Here is a 20,233-nt window from a genome sequence, read left to right on the forward strand (position 1 = left end):
ATGTGCGGGATCGCCGGGGGCGCGTGGAAGGCGGAGAGCCTGTCGAGCGGCGTGCGCGTGCAGGCGGCGCTCGATCTCATGCGCCATCGCGGACCCGATGACAGCGGGATTGAGACCGTCCGGTCCGGCGCGGGCACCATCGCTATTGGCCAGAATCGCCTTTCGATCATCGATCTCAGCAGCCGGGGCCACCAGCCCATGCTGAATCGGGATTCCGGTCTTGCCATCGTGTTCAACGGCGAGATCTACAATTACCGGGAGTTGCGCGAGGAACTGCGCGGCCTTGGTCATATGTTCGCGTCCGATTCGGACACGGAGGTGCTGCTGGCCGCCTGGGCGCAATGGGGCAAGGATTGCCTTTCGAGGCTCGACGGCATGTTCGCCTTGGTCGTCCACGATCGCCGCGAAGATACCCTGACCTGCGTTCGTGATGCGTTCGGGATCAAACCGTTCTTCTACGCGCAGGACGACGATGCATTTGTATTCGCCTCGGAGCTGACGGCCTTGCTGGCGCTGCGCGCCGAGCCGCGGCGTCCCGATCTCCAGCGTGCCTATGACTATCTGGTCAACGCCGACTACGACAGCCAGGATCGCACCTTCATCGACGGCGTGCGGCACCTGCTGCCCGGCACGCTTCTGGTGATAGATCAGCGCGCTAACCGGCGCGCCGAACCGGAAACGTGGTGGCGCGCGCCGACAGCCGAATCATTCGACTTGTCCTTCGACGCAGCGGTCGAGGCGGTGCGCGAGCGTTTCCTGCACAGTGTTCGGCTGCACCTGCGCAGCGACGTTCCTTTGGGGGCGGCTCTTTCGGGCGGGATCGATTCCTCCGCCGTGGTCTGCGCCATGCGTCATCTGGAACCCGATGTTCCGATCCACACTTTCAGCTACATCGCCGAGCGCGATGACCTCTCCGAGGAGCGGTGGGTCGACATGGTCAACGAGGCGACCGGCGCGAGCGGGCACAAAGTTCGGGCGGGTGCGGCGGACCTTGCGCGCGACATAGACGCCGTCATCGCCGCGCAGGGCGAGCCCTTCGGCAGCACGAGCATCTATGCGCAATATCGCGTCTTTCAGCTCGCGAAGGAAAACGGCATCACCGTGACGCTCGACGGCCAGGGCGCAGACGAGATTCTCGCCGGCTATCTCGGCTATCCCGGCCAAAGGATGTTGAGCCTGTTCGAGCACGGCGAATATTGCGCGATGCACCGTTTCGCGCGGGAATGGGCAGGCTGGCCAGGGCGCTCATACCTCCAGGCATGGATGTATCTGGGGCAGGCCAGCTTCCCGGACGACCTCTACACCCGGGCGCGCAAGCTCATGGGCCGCGACGCGCAGCCGGCCTGGCTGAAACACGAGATGCTGCGCGAGGCGGGCGTGGTCCTGCGGGAAAACAGGCCGATGCTCGCGCCGGAAAATCGGGGGCGTCGGGTTGTCGAGCAACTGGCGCGCAGCCTGCAAGCGCGGGGACTGCCGCATCTCCTGCGCCATGCCGACCGCAATTCGATGGCGTTCTCGATTGAAAGCCGGGTTCCCTTCGCGACCGTTCCAATGGCGGAGCTTCTGCTTTCCATGCCCGAGAAATATCTGGTCTCGGACAGCGGGGAGACAAAGCATGTGTTCCGGGCCGCGATGCGGGGAATCGTCCCGGAAGCGATCCTGAACCGGCGCGACAAGATCGGCTTCGCGACACCGGAGAGATCCTGGCTCTACAGGATCGCGCCGATGGCCAGGGTATGGCTTGAAGGCGCCGAAGACATTCCGTTTCTGAGCCGAAATGACCTGCTCGATGCTTTCGACAGGGTCATATCAGGAAAAGCTGCGTTCACATGGCAGGTGTGGCGTTGGGTAAACTACGTGAGATGGTTCCAGAACCGGATCAGCGCCTCGTAATGCGGCTTTCGGACCGCGTTCCGGGCTCTATCCGGCACCCTGTTTCCATCTCCCCATGGGACGCTTCAGGTCATACATGCACCGCACATCCAAAGCGATATTGTCCGCCGCGCTTGCGGCGCTTGTGACGCTCGCAATCATGAACAGCTATGCGCAGGAGATTTCCGACCTCAATGCGGGCCTGCGCAGCTACCTCACGGGCGGACCCTCGTCGGTCAGGTCGTTCTCGTCCGATGGACTGCCACGTTCCTATTCGCCCCACGTTGAAGGGGGGATCATCTCGCCATTCTACGTCGTCCACTACGGGATTCTGTATTCCGAGACCTGCCGCAAGAGCGCATTTGCCGGGAGCTATCATTGGTCACATGACGCCAGCCTCGCTTACTGGCCGTTTCCTCCCGACGATATATCGATCGAAAAATTCAAGGCGTCCGCGGACTGGCTGGTCGAGAACGCGCGGGTCGGCGACAGAGGCCTCGCCCATTTATTCTACAATTTTGATTGGCCCTATCAATTTTATCCGGATGGCAAGCTGAAAGCGCCGTGGTGGTCAGGTCTGACGGATGCCTACGCTACAACGCTCCTGCTGCGCGCCTGGGACTGTTTTGGTGACCGAAAATATCTGGATACGGCCAAGCGGCTTTACGAAAGTGCGATTGCGCCCATTTCGACCGGCGGCAGCCTGTCGTTGCTCAATGGCGCGCCCTGGATCGATGAGTACGTGGACCCTCGAATGCCGCCGGAAGAATTGTCCAAAGTGCTGAACGGCATGATCTACTCATATCACGCGATACGAGGCTATGAAGCCTTTGCGGGCACCGGAAAGATGTCCTCGGCGCTGCGCACCTCGATCTACATGAATCTCAGATTATACGACATGGGATACTGGTCGCGATACGATGCCCTGGGCTCGATTGCGAACATCAAGTATCACGCCATTCAGACCGCGCTGATCGAGGACAGGCGGTTGAACGATGGAACGCTCGACGGACTGGCGATCCGGTGGAAGATCGGGCGGGCGTTCCCCGTCCTGTTCTATACGATGTTTGGTCCACCTTCGGTTTCGAAGGTGCAGTTTGTCATGACGCTCGTCGCAATGTTCCTCGCCCTGTTTGCGACAATGCTTCTGCTGCTCGACCGGGCATTGAAGCCACAAACGGTATGAAGCAAATGAGCGGGGCGCGAGCGACTTCAATTCTTGCGACCCTTTGCCTCGCGCTGGCGTTCGCGGTCGGCCAGGAACGAAGTTGCGACGCGTTTATAAACGTTCCCGGATACGACCGATGCACCATTCCACCTCAGTCCGAATCGCTGTTCTTCCTTGTCATGGCGGTGCTCCCTTCCTTCTTCCTGCCCCTTAGAGAGCAGGTGTCGACCGCGCTAATCTGGATCGTATATTATCTGCACGTATTCGGAACGATTGCCTCGGCGCCATATTTTTCGAGCAATCTCTATCCTTATGTTTCCTTTGCCGCACTAGTGGCCGTTTCCTTCACGGGGCTCTCGATGCTCGCATCGAGAGCGAACATTTCCATGCCGATCCTACCGATCTCGCGGGAGACGTTCAACAAAGTCTACATTGGGACTATCACCCTGTTCTTTCTCTATATCAGCGTGCGATTTCCGGTCTCGTTCAACCTCGTGTCGATCTACGATGTCTACGAAGTCCGGAAATTGTTCGTGGAATCGATCGGCAGGTCTACGAGCAAGATAGATACATATATGTTTCTTATATCAGGATACGCAATTTCGCCTGTTTCAATCATCATCGGCTTGCACATGTTTCGCAAGCAAAAATATCTGTCCGCATTTTCCATAATAATCGGTACGATTATTTCGATTTTCGTCTATTCAATTGCCGCCTACAAGAGCGTGATATTCATAGCCATATTCGTCGTGCTAATCTATTTTGTCATTCGCGAGGTGAATACGGTTCGAGGCGTTATATTGTTCCTTGCAGCCGCAGCGCTTGTCTGCCTGTTGTTGGGCGTAACGGGCCTCAGCGAAACGGCGCTGATCCACTGGTTCAGGCGCGCTTTCCTCGTTCCCGGCATGAATGTGCAGTACTATTTGCAAGAGTTCGGACTGGACAATGCCAGTAACATGCGCGACGCACCGGCCATCATTTCCCGGTATGTGTTCGGAGCCGACGGATCCGCAAACACCGGATTGTTTGGAAACGGCATTGCGCGTGGTGGCCTGCCCGGGATCGCCCTTGTGCTGGCCGTGTATTTTTTCATTCTCGTTCTGATCGATTCGGTCACAAGGAATGTGCCATTGCGCGTTTCCGTGCCGATCCTCTTTCCAGTCGGATATATAGTGGCCAATTCGGCAACAACGTCGGTTTTCCTCACCTATGGCGCGGTCGTGAGCATCTCGGTGCTGTATCTGCTGTCCTCCGTGCGGCCCGAAAGAAGAGCGACAACGCCATAATGCATGCGCCGGTCTATTGCGGCGGCGCTCCGGCGGGCATAAACGCGAAAGCTAAGAAATTCGCCTCAGGAGATTGTGCGACATGGTGAAGGTTGTGCACCTCACCTCTGCTCATGCTCGCCGGGATACGCGCATTTTCCTCAAGCAGTGCAGGAGCCTCGCGGCAGCGGGCTATGAGGTACATCTTGTGGTCGCTGACGGCCTGGGCGATTCCGCCGAGGCAGGGGTGACGTTCAGGGATGTCGGCAAGGCGGCGGGCCGTTTGCAGAGAATGGCGGGTTCCGCCTACAAGGTTTTTGCAGCCGGGCTGCGGCTGGACGCTGATGTGTATCATTTGCACGATCCGGAACTTCTTCCTTACGCTCTGGCGCTGAAGGCAAAAGGAAAGCGCGTGATCTTCGACGCGCATGAGGATTTGCCGGCGCAGGTGCTGACCAAGCCATATCTGCAACCGGCCTTGCGGCGCACAATCGCGCAATTGGTAAGCACTGGCGAACGCATCGCCGTCCGGCGACTCGACGCAGTTGTCGGCGCCACGCCGCACATCACGCAGAAGTTCGAGCAGATGGGCGTCGCGCGCGCGGTGGAGATCAACAATTTTCCCCTGCCTGGTGAGCTTGAAAGTCCGGCAACGGGCAAGAGCAAAGTCAACGCCGTCTGCTATGTCGGTGGCATCTCGCGCATACGGGGTATCGTCGAGGTGGTGAACGCGATTGGGCTGTCGAGGACGGGCGCGCGCCTGAAACTGGCGGGCGGTTTCGCGCCTGCCTCGTTGCGAAGCGAAGTCACCCGGCTTTCCGGTTGGGACCATGTGGATGAACTGGGCATTGTCGACCGGGAGGGCGTGCGCGATCTTCTGGCTGAGTCTGTCGCCGGACTGGTGACCTTCCTGCCCGCGCCGAACCATATCGACGCGCAGCCGAACAAGATGTTCGAATATATGTCTGCCGGATTGCCGGTGATCGCCTCGGATTTTCCGCTCTGGCGCACGATCATCGCTGGCAATAATTGCGGACTTCTGGTTGAACCGCAAAATCCGCAGGCGATCGCGAATGCAATCGACAGGCTTTTCGAGGATTCCGGCATGGCGCGCCGCATGGGAGAAAACGGGAGCAAGGCCGTCAGGGAAAAATACAATTGGGGCATGGAAGAAAAGAGGCTTCTCGCCCTTTATGAAGAGCTTGTCGGCCCGCCGTCCTGAAGGGCATCGAGACAAAGGAGCGGAAATGGCGTCCATCGCGCATATCGGATACGGATATTGGGGCAAGAACATCGCCCGGAATTTCGCCGAACTCGGCCTGCTCGCGGCCATTGTCGATCCGCACCCGGCCTCGGCGGAAGCCGGTGCGAAGGCGCACAATGTGCGCGCCGCATCGTTCGACGAAGTGCTCGCGGACAAGAGCATCGACGGGGTCTCGATTGCGGCACCCGCCGAACTGCATTTCAAGCTTGCGTCGGCTGCGCTGAAGGCAGGCAAGCATGTCTTTGTCGAAAAGCCGCTGACAATCGATGTTTCGGAAGCCCAGGCCCTTTGTGCGTTGGCTGACAGCGCGCGGCTGACGCTGATGGTGGGCCACCTCCTCCAGTATCACCCGATCTATGTGAAGCTGCGCGAGATGGTGGCCGCCGGGGAACTGGGCAGGCTGCACTATGTATATTCCAACCGCCAGTCGCTCGGAAAGTTCAGGCGGGAAGAAAATGTGCTCTGGTCTTTTGCGCCGCACGACATCTCGATGATCCTCGGGCTGGTGGGTGAAGAGCCGCATCACGTTTCGGCGCAGGGCTGCGTCGCCTATACGTCGGGGGTCGCCGACATGGTGACCATGCAGATGCATTTTCCGGGCGGCGTCGCCGGTCACGTCCAGACCTGCTGGATGCATCCGTTCAAGGAACAGAAGCTGGTGGTCATCGGGGAGAAGGCGTCGGCGGTGTTCGAGGACAGCCTTGCGGACTGGGACCAGAAACTGCTTCTCTACTCTCATCGCATCGATGTGAGCGGGCCGGTGCCGACCTCGACCAAGGCGGATGCGATAGCGGTCGCCGTGGAGAGGTCCGAGCCTTTGAAGGCGGAATGCCGGCACTTCGCGGATTGCATCGACGGAAAGACAAAAGCGCGCACGGACGGCGCGGAAGGCACCCGCGTGCTGCGCGTTCTGGACCGCGCGGAAAAGGCGCTTGCGGAGAACCTCACATTGCAGACGGCAGCCAGGGAAAACGCAGCATGAACGCCAAGGTCTTTGTTCACGAGAGCGCTTATGTGGATGACAATGTTGAAATCGGCGAGGGCACCAAGGTCTGGCATTTCGCTCACCTGCTGCCCGGCACGCGAATCGGGCAGAACTGCTCGATAGGCCAGAACGTGATGATCGGGCCGGACGTTTCGGTCGGCAACAATTGCAAGATCCAGAACAATGTCGCGCTCTACAAAGGCGTCGAGCTGGAGGACGGCGTTTTCTGCGGGCCGTCCTGTGTTTTCACCAATGTGCTGAACCCGCGCTCGGAGGTGGAACGGAAGAACGAATACCGGCTGACAAAGGTCAGGCGTGGCGCGACGATCGGCGCAAATGCGACGATTGTGTGCGGCCATGAACTTGGCACCTATTGCACGATCGGCGCTGGCGCCGTCGTCACGAAAGACGTGCCGGAATTTGCGCTGATGGTTGGCGTGCCCGCGCGGCGGATCGGCTGGGTGTCGCGTGCGGGCGAGATCCTCGATGAAACACTGGTCTGCCCGCGAACCGGCGAACAGTATGAGGAAGTGGGCGGACGCCTGTTGCTGAAAACAGGAACCGCGTGAAACGTTCTATCCCTGTAAAACCTCGATGATCTTGCCTGCCGCGTCGCCCTTGCCGTAGGGGGCCGGATCGGGACCCTCGGGCGCTTGCGCCAGGGAAATCGCGGCGAGGATGGCGTCCTTCTCCAGCGCCTCCGGCAGCCGGTTCCAGCCCATCTCGACAAGCTCCACCCATTCCGTTTCATCGCGCACGGTGACGCAGGGAACGTGGTGGAAATAGGCTTCCTTTTGCAGGCCGCCCGAATCGGTTACAGCGAGCGCCGCCCCCGACAGAAGCGTTGCCATGTCGAAGAAGCCGACGGGCTCGATGGTGGTAATCTTTGACAGCAGCGCGTCGGCTTCGGCGTTCTGCCGCACCATCTTGGCCGTGCGCGGATGGATCGGCAGGACCACGGGCTGCGATTTCGCCCGTTCGGCAAGCCCGCCAAGAATGGCGAGCAGGCGGGCGGGCACGTCGGTGTTTTCCTGCCGATGTATCGTGGCCACCGTATAGTTGCCACGCTCGAGCCCGAGGCGGTCGCCGATGTCGGTGCGATGGCGGGGGTTCTCGATGAACAGCCGCGCCACGTCATACATGACGTCGCCCACCAGATGGATTTCCGCGCCGCCGACATTCTCTCGCTCGAGATTGTCGACCGCCGTCTGGGTGGGTGCGAACAGCCAGCGCGACACGTGGTCCGTCAGGATGCGGTTCAGCTCCTCCGGCATGCGCTTGTTGAAGGAGCGCAGTCCGGCTTCCACATGCGCCACGGGAATGTGCATCTTCGATGCCGCGAGCGCGCCGGCCAGCGTCGAGTTGGTGTCACCGTAGACGAGCAGCACGTCGGGCTTTTCCGTCACGAGCGCTTCCTCGATGGCGATGAGCTGTCGGCCCGTCATTTCGCCGTGCGAACCGCCGCCGATGTTGAAGCGGTATTTCGGCTTCGGGAGTCCGAGATCGCGAAAGAAGACCTCGGACATGTTGTCGTCATAGTGCTGGCCGGTGTGGAGCAGGACTTCCTCCACGCCGTCCGTCTGAGCCGCCGCGACCGACAGGGCAATGGCCTTGATGAATTGCGGACGCGCGCCGATTACTGTCAGGATCTTCATGCGACCGGCGTCAGCCCGCGACGATGTCGATGATGCGGTCCTGCGTCTCGCGATCCAGATAGGGATGCATCGGCAGGCTCACGACACGCTGCGAAAGGTCCTCGCTGACGCCAAGTCCCTTCGGGTCGCGAGGGAACGCCTTATAGGCCTTCTGCTGGTGCAGCGGCATGGGGTAGTAGATGACGGTCGGGATGCCGGCCGCCTTGGCCTTCTCCATCAGCCCGTCACGCTCGACCTTCGAAGCTGTTTTCAGCGTATATTGCGCCCACACGCTGGTCTGGCCCTCCGGTATGTACGGCGTTTCATAGCGGTTCGACAGGCCCGCATTGTAGCGCTCGGCCACCTTCTGGCGGGCTTCGAGTTCGTCGGCATAGACCGCCAGCTTCTCGATCAGGATCGCGGCCTGAAGCGTGTCGAGACGGCTGTTGAGGCCGACGCGGTCATTGAAATATTTGTGGTGCCCCTTGCCGTGCACGCGATACGAGTCGAGCAGCGTGGCCAGTTCGTCGTCATTGGTGAAGGTTGCGCCGCCGTCGCCATAGCAGCCGAGCGGCTTTGCCGGGAAGAACGAGGTGGTGGCGATGTCGCCGATGGAACCGGTGATGCGCCCGTGATAGCTCGCGCCGAACCCCTGGGCGCTGTCGCTGATGAGCTTGAGGCCGTTCTCGCGGCAGATCGCCTCGATGGCGTTGTAGTCGGCGGCAAGGCCGAACAGATCGACCGGGATGACCACCGCAGGACGCAGCCCGTCACCCTTCGCCTGGGCGATGGCGCGCTTGAGGCTCGCTGGGTCCATGTTGAAAGTGTCGGGCAGTACGTCGACGAAAACCGGCGTTGCGCCGACAAGCGGGGCGACCTCGGCGGTGGCCGCGAAGGTGAAGGACGGAACGAACACGGCGTCGCCATTGCCGATCCCGAGCGCCATCAATGCGAGCTGGAGGGCATCAGTGCCGTTGGCGCAGGAAAGACAGTGCTTAGCGCCGCAGAACTCGGCGAGCTGCTTCTCGAAGCGGGCAACGTCCGGACCCATCACATACTGGCCTTCGTCCAGCACGCGCGAAATGGCGCGATCCAGTTGCGGGCGAAGGCGCGCCTGCTGCGCGGCCAGGTCGATGAACTGCATGGGTATTCATTCTCCAGATGTGGGCGTTTTGGCGCGCTGTTTATACTTGGAAGCGCAAACGCGCAAATCACGTGGTTCTCCGCAGCGTTACCGATCGTTATGCTGCCGGAGCGTTTTTCGAGCCGGCTACACATGCGGGAAGGGTCTGACGAGGGTTCGGGCGCGCATTTTCTGAGATATGATCGAATATATCTTCGATTTTGCCGGAATTGCCCCGCACTTTGTATTTTTGCGACATGGATTTCGCACGCGCGGCCTGCGAAACAATGATTGTACAGCTTGCCGCCTTACTCCGCACAACCGTCTCGGCAAGCTGTTTAGGAGCCTACAGGCCGCCACCTGTAGGCTCCACCTCTTTTGGGCGCGCAGCGCGGAGAATTCGCGCCTGACCGATCCGTGCGACGCAGTCGTCGCATTGGCACGAGGCGCTGCTGCTCGGGCGCTCGACATCATAGCGACATATGTCGATCGACCGGAAGATGCTCTTCCGGATTTGATGACCATTCATTCATTGACACTTTATGATTGTCTAATATATATGATGTCGGAAGTTGTACCGTCGTCGACCGCCTGCAGATGAGCTTGGGGGAGAGCTTCGAATTCGGAGACGGCGTTTGAGTGCCTCGAAAGTTCAGAGGGCAAGTGGCGTCTTTGCTCACCGATGGTGAGGAGCAAACAGACAGCTTGGATACGGGAAATCTGGGGTTGATCACAATTTCTACAATGGGGTGGGGAAGCGAATTCGCTTAGCCGGGTTCGCTTTGAAGGCAATTCATCAACGCAGGCAGCTTTGTGTTTCCACGAAGCGGCTGCGTGCGAAAGCCTAGCTTGGAGCTTGAAGATGAAAGGAAGCAGCACTGGAGCTTCCATCTTGGGAGACAGATGCGAATGCGGGGTAGGTGGACAGCATATTTTGTGCCTTCAGAAGTTGCTGCGCGGGATCGGAGAAGCGCCGACCCGCTCGGAGCCTCCGGCATCTGATATCCGCAACTATCAGGTCGGCGCGCTCACGATCCTGATCGGAAACAACCTGACGCAATCGCCCGTATGGGGGCGCGCAGGCCGGGTCTCCTTCGCGTTGAGTGATTGGGCGATGGTCTATCGCCCGCAGATCGACCGGGCGGACGGATGGCACGATCCGGCGGTGCTGCGGCTGCTTCCGGCAAATTGCAATGCCGGCAACTGGGACTTCGAGGGCGAGGCGATGCTCGTCATTTTCCCTCGCGCAATGTTCAAGGGTCTTGAGCATCCCATGGAGGCGATCTGCGCGGGGAGGGCGGCTTTCCCTGCAAGTCCACTGCTGCAGGCATATTGCGAATCGCTTTGGCACAATTTGCCGCTGATCAAGGAGAGCGAAAAGCAGGTGGTCGAAGCGGTGACCCGCCAACTCGTCAAATCCTGCATCGCCCGGGTAAAGGGTCTGGACGGGAGCGAACCGAGGCCGGCCAACAGAACCAAACTGGAAGCCGCCAGGCGCTATATCGACGATCGCATCAGTTCGCCGTCGCTTACCGTCGAAAATGTGCAGAGCTGCCTCGGTATCTCGCGGCGTCAGCTCTATTCGCTGTTCGAGCCATATGGCGGCGTTGCTCGCTATATCCAGAGCCAGAGATTGAGGAAATGCCATTCGGCGATCGCGGACCCGCAGGATACGCGTCCGGTTGCGCGCATCGCCGAATTTTACGGGCTGGACCCGACACGCATTGCTCGGCTGTTCCGCGAGGAATTCGGATACGATCCCAATGATGCGCGCCTGCGCGTCCGGCAGTCCCGCCCGGGGAATGTGCCGATCCTGGAGCCTGAGGCGCGTGTCGCGTAATGCAGGTCGGGGTGGGCGAGACGACCGGTCCGGACGCTTGTTCGAAGCCAAAGCGAGCCCGCCCATCAGACACCATACGCGAGGATCGGTTCAATACCGGGGGCTTGCCCGCGAATCACCAGTTCCTTGTGGCACGTGACCTCATCGGTCCGCTCGCGGACATATCTGTCATCGACCAGAACCAGATTGAAAATGGTTTCATGATCAACGCGCGCGGCTACGACCTCGGCAAGATCCTGGTCGCCACCGTCGGCATCGACGCATACAGGCTGCGGCGCACGCCGGAACATATCCGGCTCAGCGGCGTCGACCATTGGCTGCTGTCGTTCCGGAAGACCGGCAGCATGGTCAGCAAGTCCGGGCGCGGCAAGGTCCAGGCGGATTCAGGGTCTCTCTGGCTGGCCTCCCTCGCCTATCCGCTTGAAGGGCAGGCCAGTGCGGGCAGTTCGATCATGCTCATGATCGAGCGCGAGCATCTGCTGGCCAGTGCCGGGAAGCTGGACCTTCTCAACCATACGGTCCTGCAGGGCATAACCGCGCGCATCGCGGCGGAGTTCCTGAACTCGATGTTGACGATGCTTCCCGTGATGACCGTATCCGAAATCCCGATCTTCGTGGAAACCGCACTCATCATCCTCAAGGGTTTTGCAGAGCAGGCCGATACGCCGGACCTCAATCGAAGCCGTCCAATCATGTCCATTCGTCTCGAAATGGTGAAGCGGTACATTCATGACAATCTCAGCTCCAGCCATCTCGAACCGGACGAAATCTGCGCAGCGATGAAATTGTCCCGCCGCCAGCTCTATTATCTGTTCGAGCAGTTGGGCGGCGTCAGCGCCTATGTCCGTTCCTGCCGGCTGAACGCATTCCACGAGGCAATTACCGAGCCCGCCGAGGATCGGCCGATTCATACGGTCGCGGCGGAATTCGGCTTCCATGACGCAGCGCTGTTCAGCCGCCAGTTCAAGACACAGTTCGGCTATTCACCGAGGGAAGCGCGCGAGGCGAAGCTGCTGGGATATGCGCCGCTCGTTGCACCGCCGAAATCGATCACGGAATGGCTGGCGCAGGTCCGTTGTGGAGAATGAGGGCCTTCCCCGGCGCGGCCGTAAACACGGCTTGACATTCAAATGTTTATAAATCACTAATATCTAATATTATTTATTGAGGGTTTTTCGCTCGTGCTCGCCAGAGATTCTCAGTTCGACAACGTCACTTCCATCTCGATGGGCAGCGAGGCGCGGCCAAGCAGTTTCGTCGAGGATCTGGCGTTTGCCGTCAATGTCCAGTTTGTGCGGGTTCCAGGCCGCCATGAACGGCTGGCCGTTATCCCCGAGCGGGAATATGAACTGATGCTGTCGGTGCTGCGGCACAAACAGGCAGGCACGATGCGGGACACCGTGTCGGGCAAGATACCGGAGCAGGCGGCAGATGCGATTCGCCGGGGCGAATCACCTGTTCGCGCGCTGCGCAAGGCAAGGGGCCTGAAAGCGGCGGAACTGGCGCGGCTCGTCGGCCTTACCCCAAGCATGCTTTCACAGATGGAAACGACGGGCCGAAGTGGCTCCGTCGCAACGCTTTACCGACTTTCGCTGGCGCTCAACGTACCTATGGAGGCACTGATTTCCGGATCGGAATCCGAGAAGCTCGCATGATGTAGGCGTCTTTAATCAGCCCCGTTAAAACTTTACATGATTGCGAAGCCCTTTCGTAAAGAGGGAATGTTAGGAGTTGCTTATGTGAAGGTCGTGGCGGCGACAGCGCAAGTTGTTCAACTTGGGGACTGGCCGTTCATGCGTTCATCCATGCATGCCTCAAATCGACTTCATCCCAGTCTTTTGTGGCTGGAGGGGCAATTCAGAAACCTGCTCGGACGTTCATTCGATCCCGAGACGCTGGCGTGCCTTATGCGGATGGAAGTCGAGACCGTATTCCCCGGGCTTCTGGAAACCGATCAGAGTCGAATCGCCGCCATTGTGCTGGAACATATGCAGGCGGAGGAACTGGGTTTTTCGGAAATGGACCTCGTGCCCACGATCGATTCATTTCCTTTGCCGGGATCGCGGCGCAGCACCGCATAGACTGCAGAGGCGGCTCGACGACCTGTTGCACCTCGGTTCGGGGATAAGGGCCTAACTCTGGAACGCTTCAGCGCGGTTTCCGTGGAACACGGCAGGCGGCAGGGCCGGGAGATCGAGGATCAGGTCCGCGCCCTTCTCCCCCACCATAACGGTCGGCGCGTTGGTATTGCTCGACGGCACGCGCGGCATGACGGAAGCGTCGCATATGCGAAGATTGGCGATGCCGCGCAGCTTGAGGTCGGGCGTGACGACCGACATCGCGTCATGTCCCATCCTGCAGGTGCCGACCGGGTGATGATCCGTTTTTGCCGAGCGGCAGGCATAGTCGAACAGATCCTCGTCGCTCGCAAGCTTCTCCCCCGGCAGCACCTCGCGCATGACATAGCGACGAAGCGACTGCTGGCGCATGATCTCGCGCGCGATGCGCAGGCCCTTGATCGACATGTCGCGGTCATAGGGATCGGCCCAGTAGTTCGGATCAATCAGCGGCATGGCGGCGGGGTCGGCGCTTTGCAGCCGAACCGTGCCGCGCGAGCGCGGGCGCAGGAAGGCGGAATTGAGCGTGACGCCCGGATTGGTCAGCTTTTCCACGCCCGCCTCGATGCCGGAACCCAGCCCGAGATGAAACTGGATGTCCGGCTGGTCGGCGGTGGGGTCGGCATACCAGAAGCCGCCGGTCTCGAAGAGGCTTGAGGCGGCTGGCCCCTTTTTCAGCAGCATATATTGCAGGCCCGCCCAGACGGTGCGGTGCAGCTTCGCATAGCTGTCATAGGTGTGGTCGCCATTGCATTCGGCGATGACGAAAAGGTCGAGGTGGTCCTGCATGTTCGAGCCGACGCCCGGCAGGTCGTGCACGGGCTCGACACCCACGGACTTCAGATGGTCGGCGGGTCCGATGCCGGATTGCATCAGCAGCTTGGGCGAGCCGATTGCTCCGCAGGAGACGATCACCTCGCGGTCGGCGCGCAGCACTTGCGGCTGGCCGCCGGGGCGGTCGACGATCTCGACGCCGACGGCCTTGCCCTTCTCGACCACGATCCGCGTCACCAGCACATCAGCGCGGATGGTCAGGTTGGAGCGGCTGCGGACCGGATCGAGATAAGCGACCGCAGCGGATGAGCGGCGCGCGTTCTTCTGCGTAAGCTGATAGTAACCGAGGCCTTCCTGGCGCTCTCCGTTGAAATCCGGATTGAACGGGATGCCCATTTCCTGCCCGGCCTGGAAATAGGCCTCGCAGATCGGCAGCGGCGAGATCGGGTTCGATACGCCGAGCGGCCCGCCATAGGAATGGTAGTCGTTGGCGTAGCGCTGGTTGTCTTCGGCACGCTTGAAATAAGGCAGCACCTCTCGATAGGACCAGCCTTCGCAACCTTCTTCCCCGGCCCAGCGGTCATAGTCCTTCGCGTTGCCGCGCGTGTAGATCTGGGCGTTGATGGATGAGCCGCCGCCGATGACCTTGGCCTGCGTGTACCAGAAAACGCGGTCCTTCATGTGCTTCTGCGGCACGGTGGACCAGCCCCATGAAGCGATGCCTTTCGTCATCTTTGCGAAGCCCGCCGGCATGTGGATCAGCGGATGCCAGTCTCTGCCGCCCGCCTCCAGCAGGAGGACGGAATTGGTGGGATCCTCGGAGAGCCGGTTGGCCAGCACGCACCCGGCAGGCCCGGCGCCGACGATGATAAAATCCGTCATGGTTGCACCATTGTTCAAAGACGCGGCACGGAAAGCGCGCCGTCGAGGTTGAGCACCGAGCCGGTCGCGAAGGCGAGTTTCCCGGTGGCCAGCGCAGCCACCGCCGCGCCGATGTCAGCGGCTTCGCCCCACCGGCAGGCGGGCACCAGGCCATCCACGATGAGCTTGTCATATCTGGACGCCACGCCCGCCGTCATGTCGGTGCGCACGATACCCGGGCGCACTTCGAACACGCCGATCTGCTCGGGGGCGAGGCGGATCGCGAGATTCTTCACCCACATGGAAAGGGCGGCCTTCGACATGCAGTAGTCGCTGCGTTCGGGTGACGCCATCTCCGCGCTGACCGAGGTGATGGTGACGACGCTGCGCGCATGGTCCGAAGGCTGGGCCAGCATCTGCCGGACCACCGCGAGCGTCAGGAACACGGTGCCGCGCAGGTTGATGTCCATGACCTTGTCGAAGTTTTCCGGTTGCAGGCCGAGCAGGTCGCCGCGCACCGGAGCGCCTATGCCCGCATTGTTGACGAGGCAGGCAATCGGCCCGAGCCGCTCCAAGCAGCTTGTCGCAAGCGCCTCATGTCCTTCAAGGTTGGATATATCGGCTTGTCGGTAGAGAAGCCCTGCGCCTGCTGATTCCATTCGCTGGGCGAGTTCGAACGAGGGCTGCGGGGCAAGGTCGGCGACGAACAGGTCGAACCCTTCGCCCGCAAGCGCCTCGGCGCAGGCAAGCCCGATGCCGCGGGACGCGCCCGTCACGAATGCAACCGGACGGCTCACCCCGCAAGCTCCGTCTTGCGGATGTGGTCGGCCACCTTCAGCGCCTGCGCCGCAATCGTCAAAGCCGGATTGACGGCTGCCGAAGTGGGCAGGAAGCCACCGTCGACGACGAACAGGTTGCGGTGGTCATAGGCCCGGCAATGGGTGTCGAGCGGCGCATGCGCGGGATCGTTGCCCATGCGCACGGTGCCGCACTGGTGCGAGGGCGTGCGGCGGTCGAACTGGCGGTCGAGCACGATGGGATAGCCTGCCGCGCGAAAATGCTCGCGCATCACGCGGGTCAGCCCCGCCAGCGATTCCATGTTGGAACGCCGCCATTGCAGGATGATACCCTTGCCGTCGACGAGAATACGGCTTTCCGGATTGGGCAAATCCTCGCACATCAGGTACCAGTCCACGGCGTGGCCCGCCATGAAGTCGAGCGCGAATTTCGGCAGCGATTTCACATTGGCGTTGAGAATGTCGCCGTTGATCTTGCCGAGAAGTTGCACATTGCCGAGCGGCTTTCCGCCTTTTCCATCGGACAGGTAGTAGTCGTTCAGCATCAGCGTCTTCTGATAGACGCTGTCGTTGCGGCGGAACGGGTGCACCGCCAGCATCGCGCTCGAATTGTGGTTCATGAAATGGCGGCCCACCTGGTCGGACGAATTGGCCAGTCCCCTGCCGTCGCCGGAGCGCAGCAGGAGCGCCGCCGAATTGATCGCGCCCGCCGAAAGGATCACCAGCTTCGGCGATACGGTCTTGCGCTCGCCCTTGTGGGTGTAGGTGACGGATGCAATCGACCTGCCGTCGGGTGCGGCCTGCAGCGTCTCCACATAGGCGCCGGTCAGAAGCTCGATGTCGGGATCGAGCAGGGCCTGCTTCAGCGGTGCGGATTCGGCGTCCATCTTGCCTGCGCCGGTGTTCGGAAAGGCGTCCCATGGCGTTTTGCCGTGCTTCAGCCATTCGTCAATATCAACGCCGAGCGGCACGGAGGCCGGGTGCAGGCCAAGCGCTTTGAGTTCGGCGCGGGCACGCGCAATCGGCGCCTCGTCGGGAACCGGCCCGTGCGGATAGGGCGTGGAATGGAATGGCTCGGTCGGGTCCTCGCCGAGCGCGCCGCGCACCTGAAACAGTTGCTCGGCCTTGCCGTACCAGGGCTCAAGCTCGTCATAGGCGAAGGGCCATGCGGGCGAGAGGCCGCCAAAATGCTCCGTCGCCTCGAAATCCTGCTTGCGGTAGCGCAGCAGCACGGCACCGTAGAACTTCGAATTTCCGCCAACATAGTAATAATTGCCGGGGTTGAATTCCGAGCCGTCCGGCTCGCGCCACATCTCCTTCGGGCGATAATAGCCGTTCACGAAAATGGCGCGTGCATCGCGCGTTTCGGGCGTTTCGGGCAGATGCTCGCCGCGTTCGAGGATCAGCACTTTCGCGCCGCTTCCCGCAAGGCCGCTGGCGATCGTGGCCCCGCCGATGCCGGAGCCGATGATGACGATGTCGGGTTTCATCAGTTGATGCGATTCTCTGTTTCGGGATCGAAGAAGACGGCCTTGGTGAGGTTGAACGCCAGCGGCGTCGTGCTGCCTGGCCTGACATTGGCGTCGGCGCGAAGGCGCGCCACCACATGCTTGCCGCCGAGCGCCGTCACCGCAAAGGTGTCCGAACCGGCAGGCTCCACGACCTCGATGTGGCAGTCGGCCATGGCCAGTTGGCTGGCATTGCGGTCCGCGCCGTCGGGGTCGGTCAGGGCTTCGGGGCGCACGCCGAAGATCACCGGCCTGCCGACATAGCCGGACAGGCCCTCGGGCGCGGCGGACAGCGGCAGCAGGATCGGCTGGCGCTCGCCCCGGTCGAGCTTGACGGCAAGCCTGTTGCCCTCGGTGACGATGGTCGCGGGCACCAGGTTCATGGCGGGCGAACCCATGAAGTCGGCCACGAACACATTGACCGGGTCGTTGTAGATTTCGGCGGGCGTTCCGAACTGCTGGAGATAGCCGTCCTTCAGGACCGCGATCTTGGTCGCCAGCGTCATGGCCTCGATCTGGTCGTGGGTGACATAGACGATGGTGGTGCCCATGCGCTGGTGCAGGCGTTTGATCTCGGTGCGCATGTCGATGCGCAGCTTGGCGTCGAGGTTGGACAACGGCTCGTCGAACAGGAACACCTGCGGGTCGCGCACCAGAGCGCGGCCCATGGCGACGCGTTGGCGCTGGCCGCCCGAAAGCTGGCTCGGCTTGCGGTTGAGCAGATGTCCGATCTGGAGCAGGTTTGCGACTTCCGCGATAGCCTTGTCGCGCTCGGCCTTCGGCACGCCGCGGATTTCCATGCCGAAGGCGATGTTTTCCCCGACCGTCATGTTCGGGTAGAGCGCATAGGACTGGAAAACCATCGCAATGTCGCGCTTCGACGGGTGCAGGTCGTTGACCTTGTTGCCGTTGATGCGGATTTCGCCGCTGGAGATCGGTTCCAGCCCGGCAATGGTGTTGAGCAGCGTGGACTTGCCGCAGCCGGACGGGCCGACCAGCACCAGAAAGCCGCCCTTCTCGATTTCGAGGTTTATGCCCTTCAATATGTGCGTCGCGCCGAAGGATTTGTGCAGTTCGTTGATTTCGAGGAAGGACATGGCTCTATCCCTTGACAGCGCCGGCCATCAGGCCGCGAACGAAATAGCGTCCGGAGACGATGTAGACGATGAGGGTGGGCAGCGCGGCGAGGATCGCGCCCGCGAAGTGGACGTTGTATTCCTTCACGCCCGTCGAGGAGTTGACGAGGTTGTTCAGCGCGACCGTGATGGGAATGGAGTTGAAGCCGGAAAACGAGGAGCCGAACAGGAAGTCGTTCCAGATATTGGTGAATTGCCAGATGACCGTGACGACGATGATCGGTCCCGAGGACGGCAAAAGGATGCGCCGGAATATCTGGAAGAATGAAGCGCCGTCGATCTGTGCCGCGCGAATGAGTTCGGTCGGGAAGGCTTCGTAGTAATTGCGGAAGAACAGTGTCGTGAAGCCAAGACCATATACCATGTGAATGAGGACGAGGCCGGGAATGGTGCCCGCGAGCCCAAGCAGGCCGAGGATGCGCGCGGACGGGATCAGCACGATCTGGAATGGAATGAAGCAGGCGAGCAGCATCAGACCGAAAACGAGATTGTCGCCCTTGAAGCGCCACTTCGTAAGGACGTAGCCATTCAACGCACCGAGGATGGTGGAGAGAGCGACCGCAGGAACCACCATGAGGATCGAATTCAAGAAGAATGGTTTCAGGCCGGTGGGCGACACGCCGATCTGCGCGGTCGACCATGCGGAGCGCCACGGGTCGAGCGTCCACTGCTGCGGCAGCGCGAGCATGTTGCCCTGCCTGATTTCATCCAGCGGCTTCAGCGAATTCGTCAGCATCACGTAGAGCGGCAGCAGGTAGTAGACTGCGAAGAGGATCAGCACCGAATAGATGATGGCGCGCGCGAAGATGCCGGTGCGCGTGGCGTTGTCCTGCGAGGGAACGCTCATTGCTTCTTCCCTCCGCCGAGTTCGGAATAGAGGTAGGGGACGATGATCGCGAAGATCATCATCATCATGATCATGGCGGACGACGCGCCCATGCCCATCTCGTTGCGTCCGAAGGTGAATTTCTGCATGAACAGGGCGGGCGTCCATGTGGCCGTGCCCGGGCCGCCATCGGTCATGGCGACGACGAGGTCGTAGGACTTGATGGCGAGGTGGGCCAGCACCACGAAGGCCGACAGGAAAACCGGGCGCATCAGCGGGATGATGATGCGGCGATAGATAGTGACGGTCGATGCGCCGTCGATCTGCGCGGCCTTGATCACTTCATTGTCCACCCCGCGCAAACCGGCGAGGAACATCGCCATGACAAATCCTGACGATTGCCAGATGGCGGCGATGACGATGGTGTAGATCGCCATCTTGCCGTCCTTGATCCAGCGGAAGGAAAAGCTCTCCCACCCCCATTGGTGCATAACGTGCTCAAGCCCGATGCCCGGATCGAGAAACCATTTCCAGGCGACGCCGGTGACGATGAACGATAGCGCCATGGGGTAGAGGTAGATCGGGCGCAGCACGCCCTCGCCGCGAATCTTCTGGTCCAGCAGGATGGCGAGGCCGAGGCCGAGCACGCTGCAGATGACGATGTACAGGATCGAGAAGATGGCGAGGTTCTTCAGCGCGGTGATCCAGTTCGGGTGGTTGAACAGCCGCACATAATTGCCGAAGCCGACCCAGGTCGAAAAATCGGGAAGCAGCTTCGATCCGGTGAAGGAGAGCACCGCCGTGAACAGGATGAAGCCGTAGACGAACAGCAAAATCAGGGCAAAGCTCGGCGCCAGAACCAGCTTCGGAAGCCAGTCCTGCAATGTGGCGCGCGGATTGCTTGCCGCCGCCTGCGCGGTAGTCGTCATTGCCATGCGTGTCCCTCCCAGTCTTCGAGAGCAATCGTTTCGGCGGCGGTGAGTTTGCCGCGTAAGTGCTGCCCCTCATCCGCCTGCCGGCACCTTCTCCCACAAGGGGAGAAGGCGGATGTGATATGCTCCGG

Annotated in this window: 18 protein-coding genes; 10 read left to right on the top strand and 8 right to left on the bottom strand. The window is 60.9% G+C overall.

Going from position 1 to position 20,233, the window contains the following annotated elements:
- The 6 genes from asnB to M9924_08520 all read left to right on the top strand — a co-directional run bounded on the left by asnB (position 1) and on the right by M9924_08520 (position 7,123).
- A complete protein-coding gene (gene asnB, locus M9924_08495; protein MCO5064445.1) occupies positions 1-1,893 on the top strand; it encodes an asparagine synthase (glutamine-hydrolyzing) in 1,893 nt (630 codons plus the stop codon).
- 76 nt (positions 1,894-1,969) lie between these two features.
- Positions 1,970-3,058: a D-glucuronyl C5-epimerase family protein gene (locus tag M9924_08500; GenBank protein ID MCO5064446.1), complete on the top strand. Its 1,089-nt coding sequence runs from the start codon at positions 1,970-1,972 to the stop codon at positions 3,056-3,058.
- A 5-nt stretch (positions 3,059-3,063) separates the two neighbouring features.
- Complete coding sequence (locus M9924_08505) at positions 3,064-4,326, top strand: hypothetical protein (protein MCO5064447.1); 1,263 nt, start codon at positions 3,064-3,066, stop codon at positions 4,324-4,326.
- An 82-nt stretch (positions 4,327-4,408) separates the two neighbouring features.
- Complete coding sequence (locus M9924_08510) at positions 4,409-5,527, top strand: glycosyltransferase family 4 protein (GenBank protein ID MCO5064448.1); 1,119 nt, start codon at positions 4,409-4,411, stop codon at positions 5,525-5,527.
- 25 nt (positions 5,528-5,552) lie between these two features.
- Positions 5,553-6,551: a Gfo/Idh/MocA family oxidoreductase gene (locus M9924_08515; protein MCO5064449.1), complete on the top strand. Its 999-nt coding sequence runs from the start codon at positions 5,553-5,555 to the stop codon at positions 6,549-6,551.
- Positions 6,548-7,123: an acetyltransferase gene (locus M9924_08520; GenBank protein MCO5064450.1), complete on the top strand. Its 576-nt coding sequence runs from the start codon at positions 6,548-6,550 to the stop codon at positions 7,121-7,123. The genes M9924_08515 and M9924_08520 overlap by 4 nt, the downstream gene beginning before the upstream one ends.
- Positions 7,124-7,129: 6 nt before the next feature.
- On the opposite strand, the gene wecB is transcribed toward M9924_08520, so the two are convergent.
- Together wecB and M9924_08530 are read right to left on the bottom strand one after the other, a co-directional pair.
- Positions 7,130-8,209, bottom strand: coding sequence for a UDP-N-acetylglucosamine 2-epimerase (non-hydrolyzing) (gene wecB / locus M9924_08525; protein MCO5064451.1), 1,080 nt, complete (start codon positions 8,207-8,209; stop codon positions 7,130-7,132).
- Positions 8,210-8,219: 10 nt separating this feature from the next.
- On the bottom strand, positions 8,220-9,332 hold the full coding sequence (locus M9924_08530; GenBank protein MCO5064452.1) for a DegT/DnrJ/EryC1/StrS aminotransferase family protein: 1,113 nt from the start codon (positions 9,330-9,332) through the stop codon (positions 8,220-8,222).
- A 913-nt stretch (positions 9,333-10,245) separates the two neighbouring features.
- Here M9924_08530 and M9924_08535 point away from each other — a divergent pair.
- The 4 genes from M9924_08535 (at position 10,246) to M9924_08550 (ending at position 13,232) form a co-directional block, all read left to right on the top strand.
- Positions 10,246-11,151, top strand: a complete 906-nt coding sequence (locus M9924_08535; protein ID MCO5064453.1) for a hypothetical protein — start codon at positions 10,246-10,248, stop codon at positions 11,149-11,151.
- A 128-nt stretch (positions 11,152-11,279) separates the two neighbouring features.
- Positions 11,280-12,239 carry a helix-turn-helix domain-containing protein gene (locus M9924_08540; GenBank protein MCO5064454.1) on the top strand — a complete coding sequence of 320 codons (960 nt, stop codon included), beginning with the start codon at positions 11,280-11,282 and terminating at the stop codon, positions 12,237-12,239.
- Positions 12,240-12,332: 93 nt separating this feature from the next.
- On the top strand, positions 12,333-12,806 hold the full coding sequence (locus M9924_08545; protein MCO5064455.1) for a helix-turn-helix domain-containing protein: 474 nt from the start codon (positions 12,333-12,335) through the stop codon (positions 12,804-12,806).
- Positions 12,807-12,842: 36 nt separating this feature from the next.
- Complete coding sequence (locus M9924_08550) at positions 12,843-13,232, top strand: hypothetical protein (protein MCO5064456.1); 390 nt, start codon at positions 12,843-12,845, stop codon at positions 13,230-13,232.
- 51 nt (positions 13,233-13,283) lie between these two features.
- Here the strand turns inward: M9924_08550 and M9924_08555 are convergent, their stop codons facing one another.
- The 6 genes from M9924_08555 to M9924_08580 are packed head-to-tail and all read right to left on the bottom strand — an operon-like array spanning position 13,284 to position 20,105.
- Positions 13,284-14,924 carry a GMC family oxidoreductase N-terminal domain-containing protein gene (locus M9924_08555; protein ID MCO5064457.1) on the bottom strand — a complete coding sequence of 547 codons (1,641 nt, stop codon included), beginning with the start codon at positions 14,922-14,924 and terminating at the stop codon, positions 13,284-13,286.
- A gap of 14 nt (positions 14,925-14,938) precedes the next feature.
- Positions 14,939-15,700, bottom strand: coding sequence for a 3-ketoacyl-ACP reductase (locus M9924_08560; GenBank protein MCO5064458.1), 762 nt, complete (start codon positions 15,698-15,700; stop codon positions 14,939-14,941).
- A complete protein-coding gene (locus M9924_08565; protein MCO5064459.1) occupies positions 15,697-17,193 on the bottom strand; it encodes a GMC family oxidoreductase in 1,497 nt (498 codons plus the stop codon). The genes M9924_08560 and M9924_08565 overlap by 4 nt, the downstream gene beginning before the upstream one ends.
- Positions 17,190-18,305, bottom strand: coding sequence for an ABC transporter ATP-binding protein (locus M9924_08570; protein MCO5064460.1), 1,116 nt, complete (start codon positions 18,303-18,305; stop codon positions 17,190-17,192). The genes M9924_08565 and M9924_08570 overlap by 4 nt, the downstream gene beginning before the upstream one ends.
- Before the next feature lie 4 nt (positions 18,306-18,309).
- A complete protein-coding gene (locus M9924_08575; GenBank protein ID MCO5064461.1) occupies positions 18,310-19,191 on the bottom strand; it encodes a carbohydrate ABC transporter permease in 882 nt (293 codons plus the stop codon).
- Positions 19,188-20,105 (bottom strand): sugar ABC transporter permease, encoded by a 918-nt coding sequence (locus M9924_08580; protein ID MCO5064462.1) that lies wholly within the window; start codon positions 20,103-20,105, stop codon positions 19,188-19,190. Before M9924_08580 ends, M9924_08575 begins: the two co-directional genes overlap by 4 nt.
- Between the last annotated feature and the right edge of the window lie 128 nt (positions 20,106-20,233).

The organism is Rhizobiaceae bacterium, from assembly GCA_023953835.1.
Classification (GTDB): Bacteria; Pseudomonadota; Alphaproteobacteria; order Rhizobiales; family Rhizobiaceae; genus Mesorhizobium_G.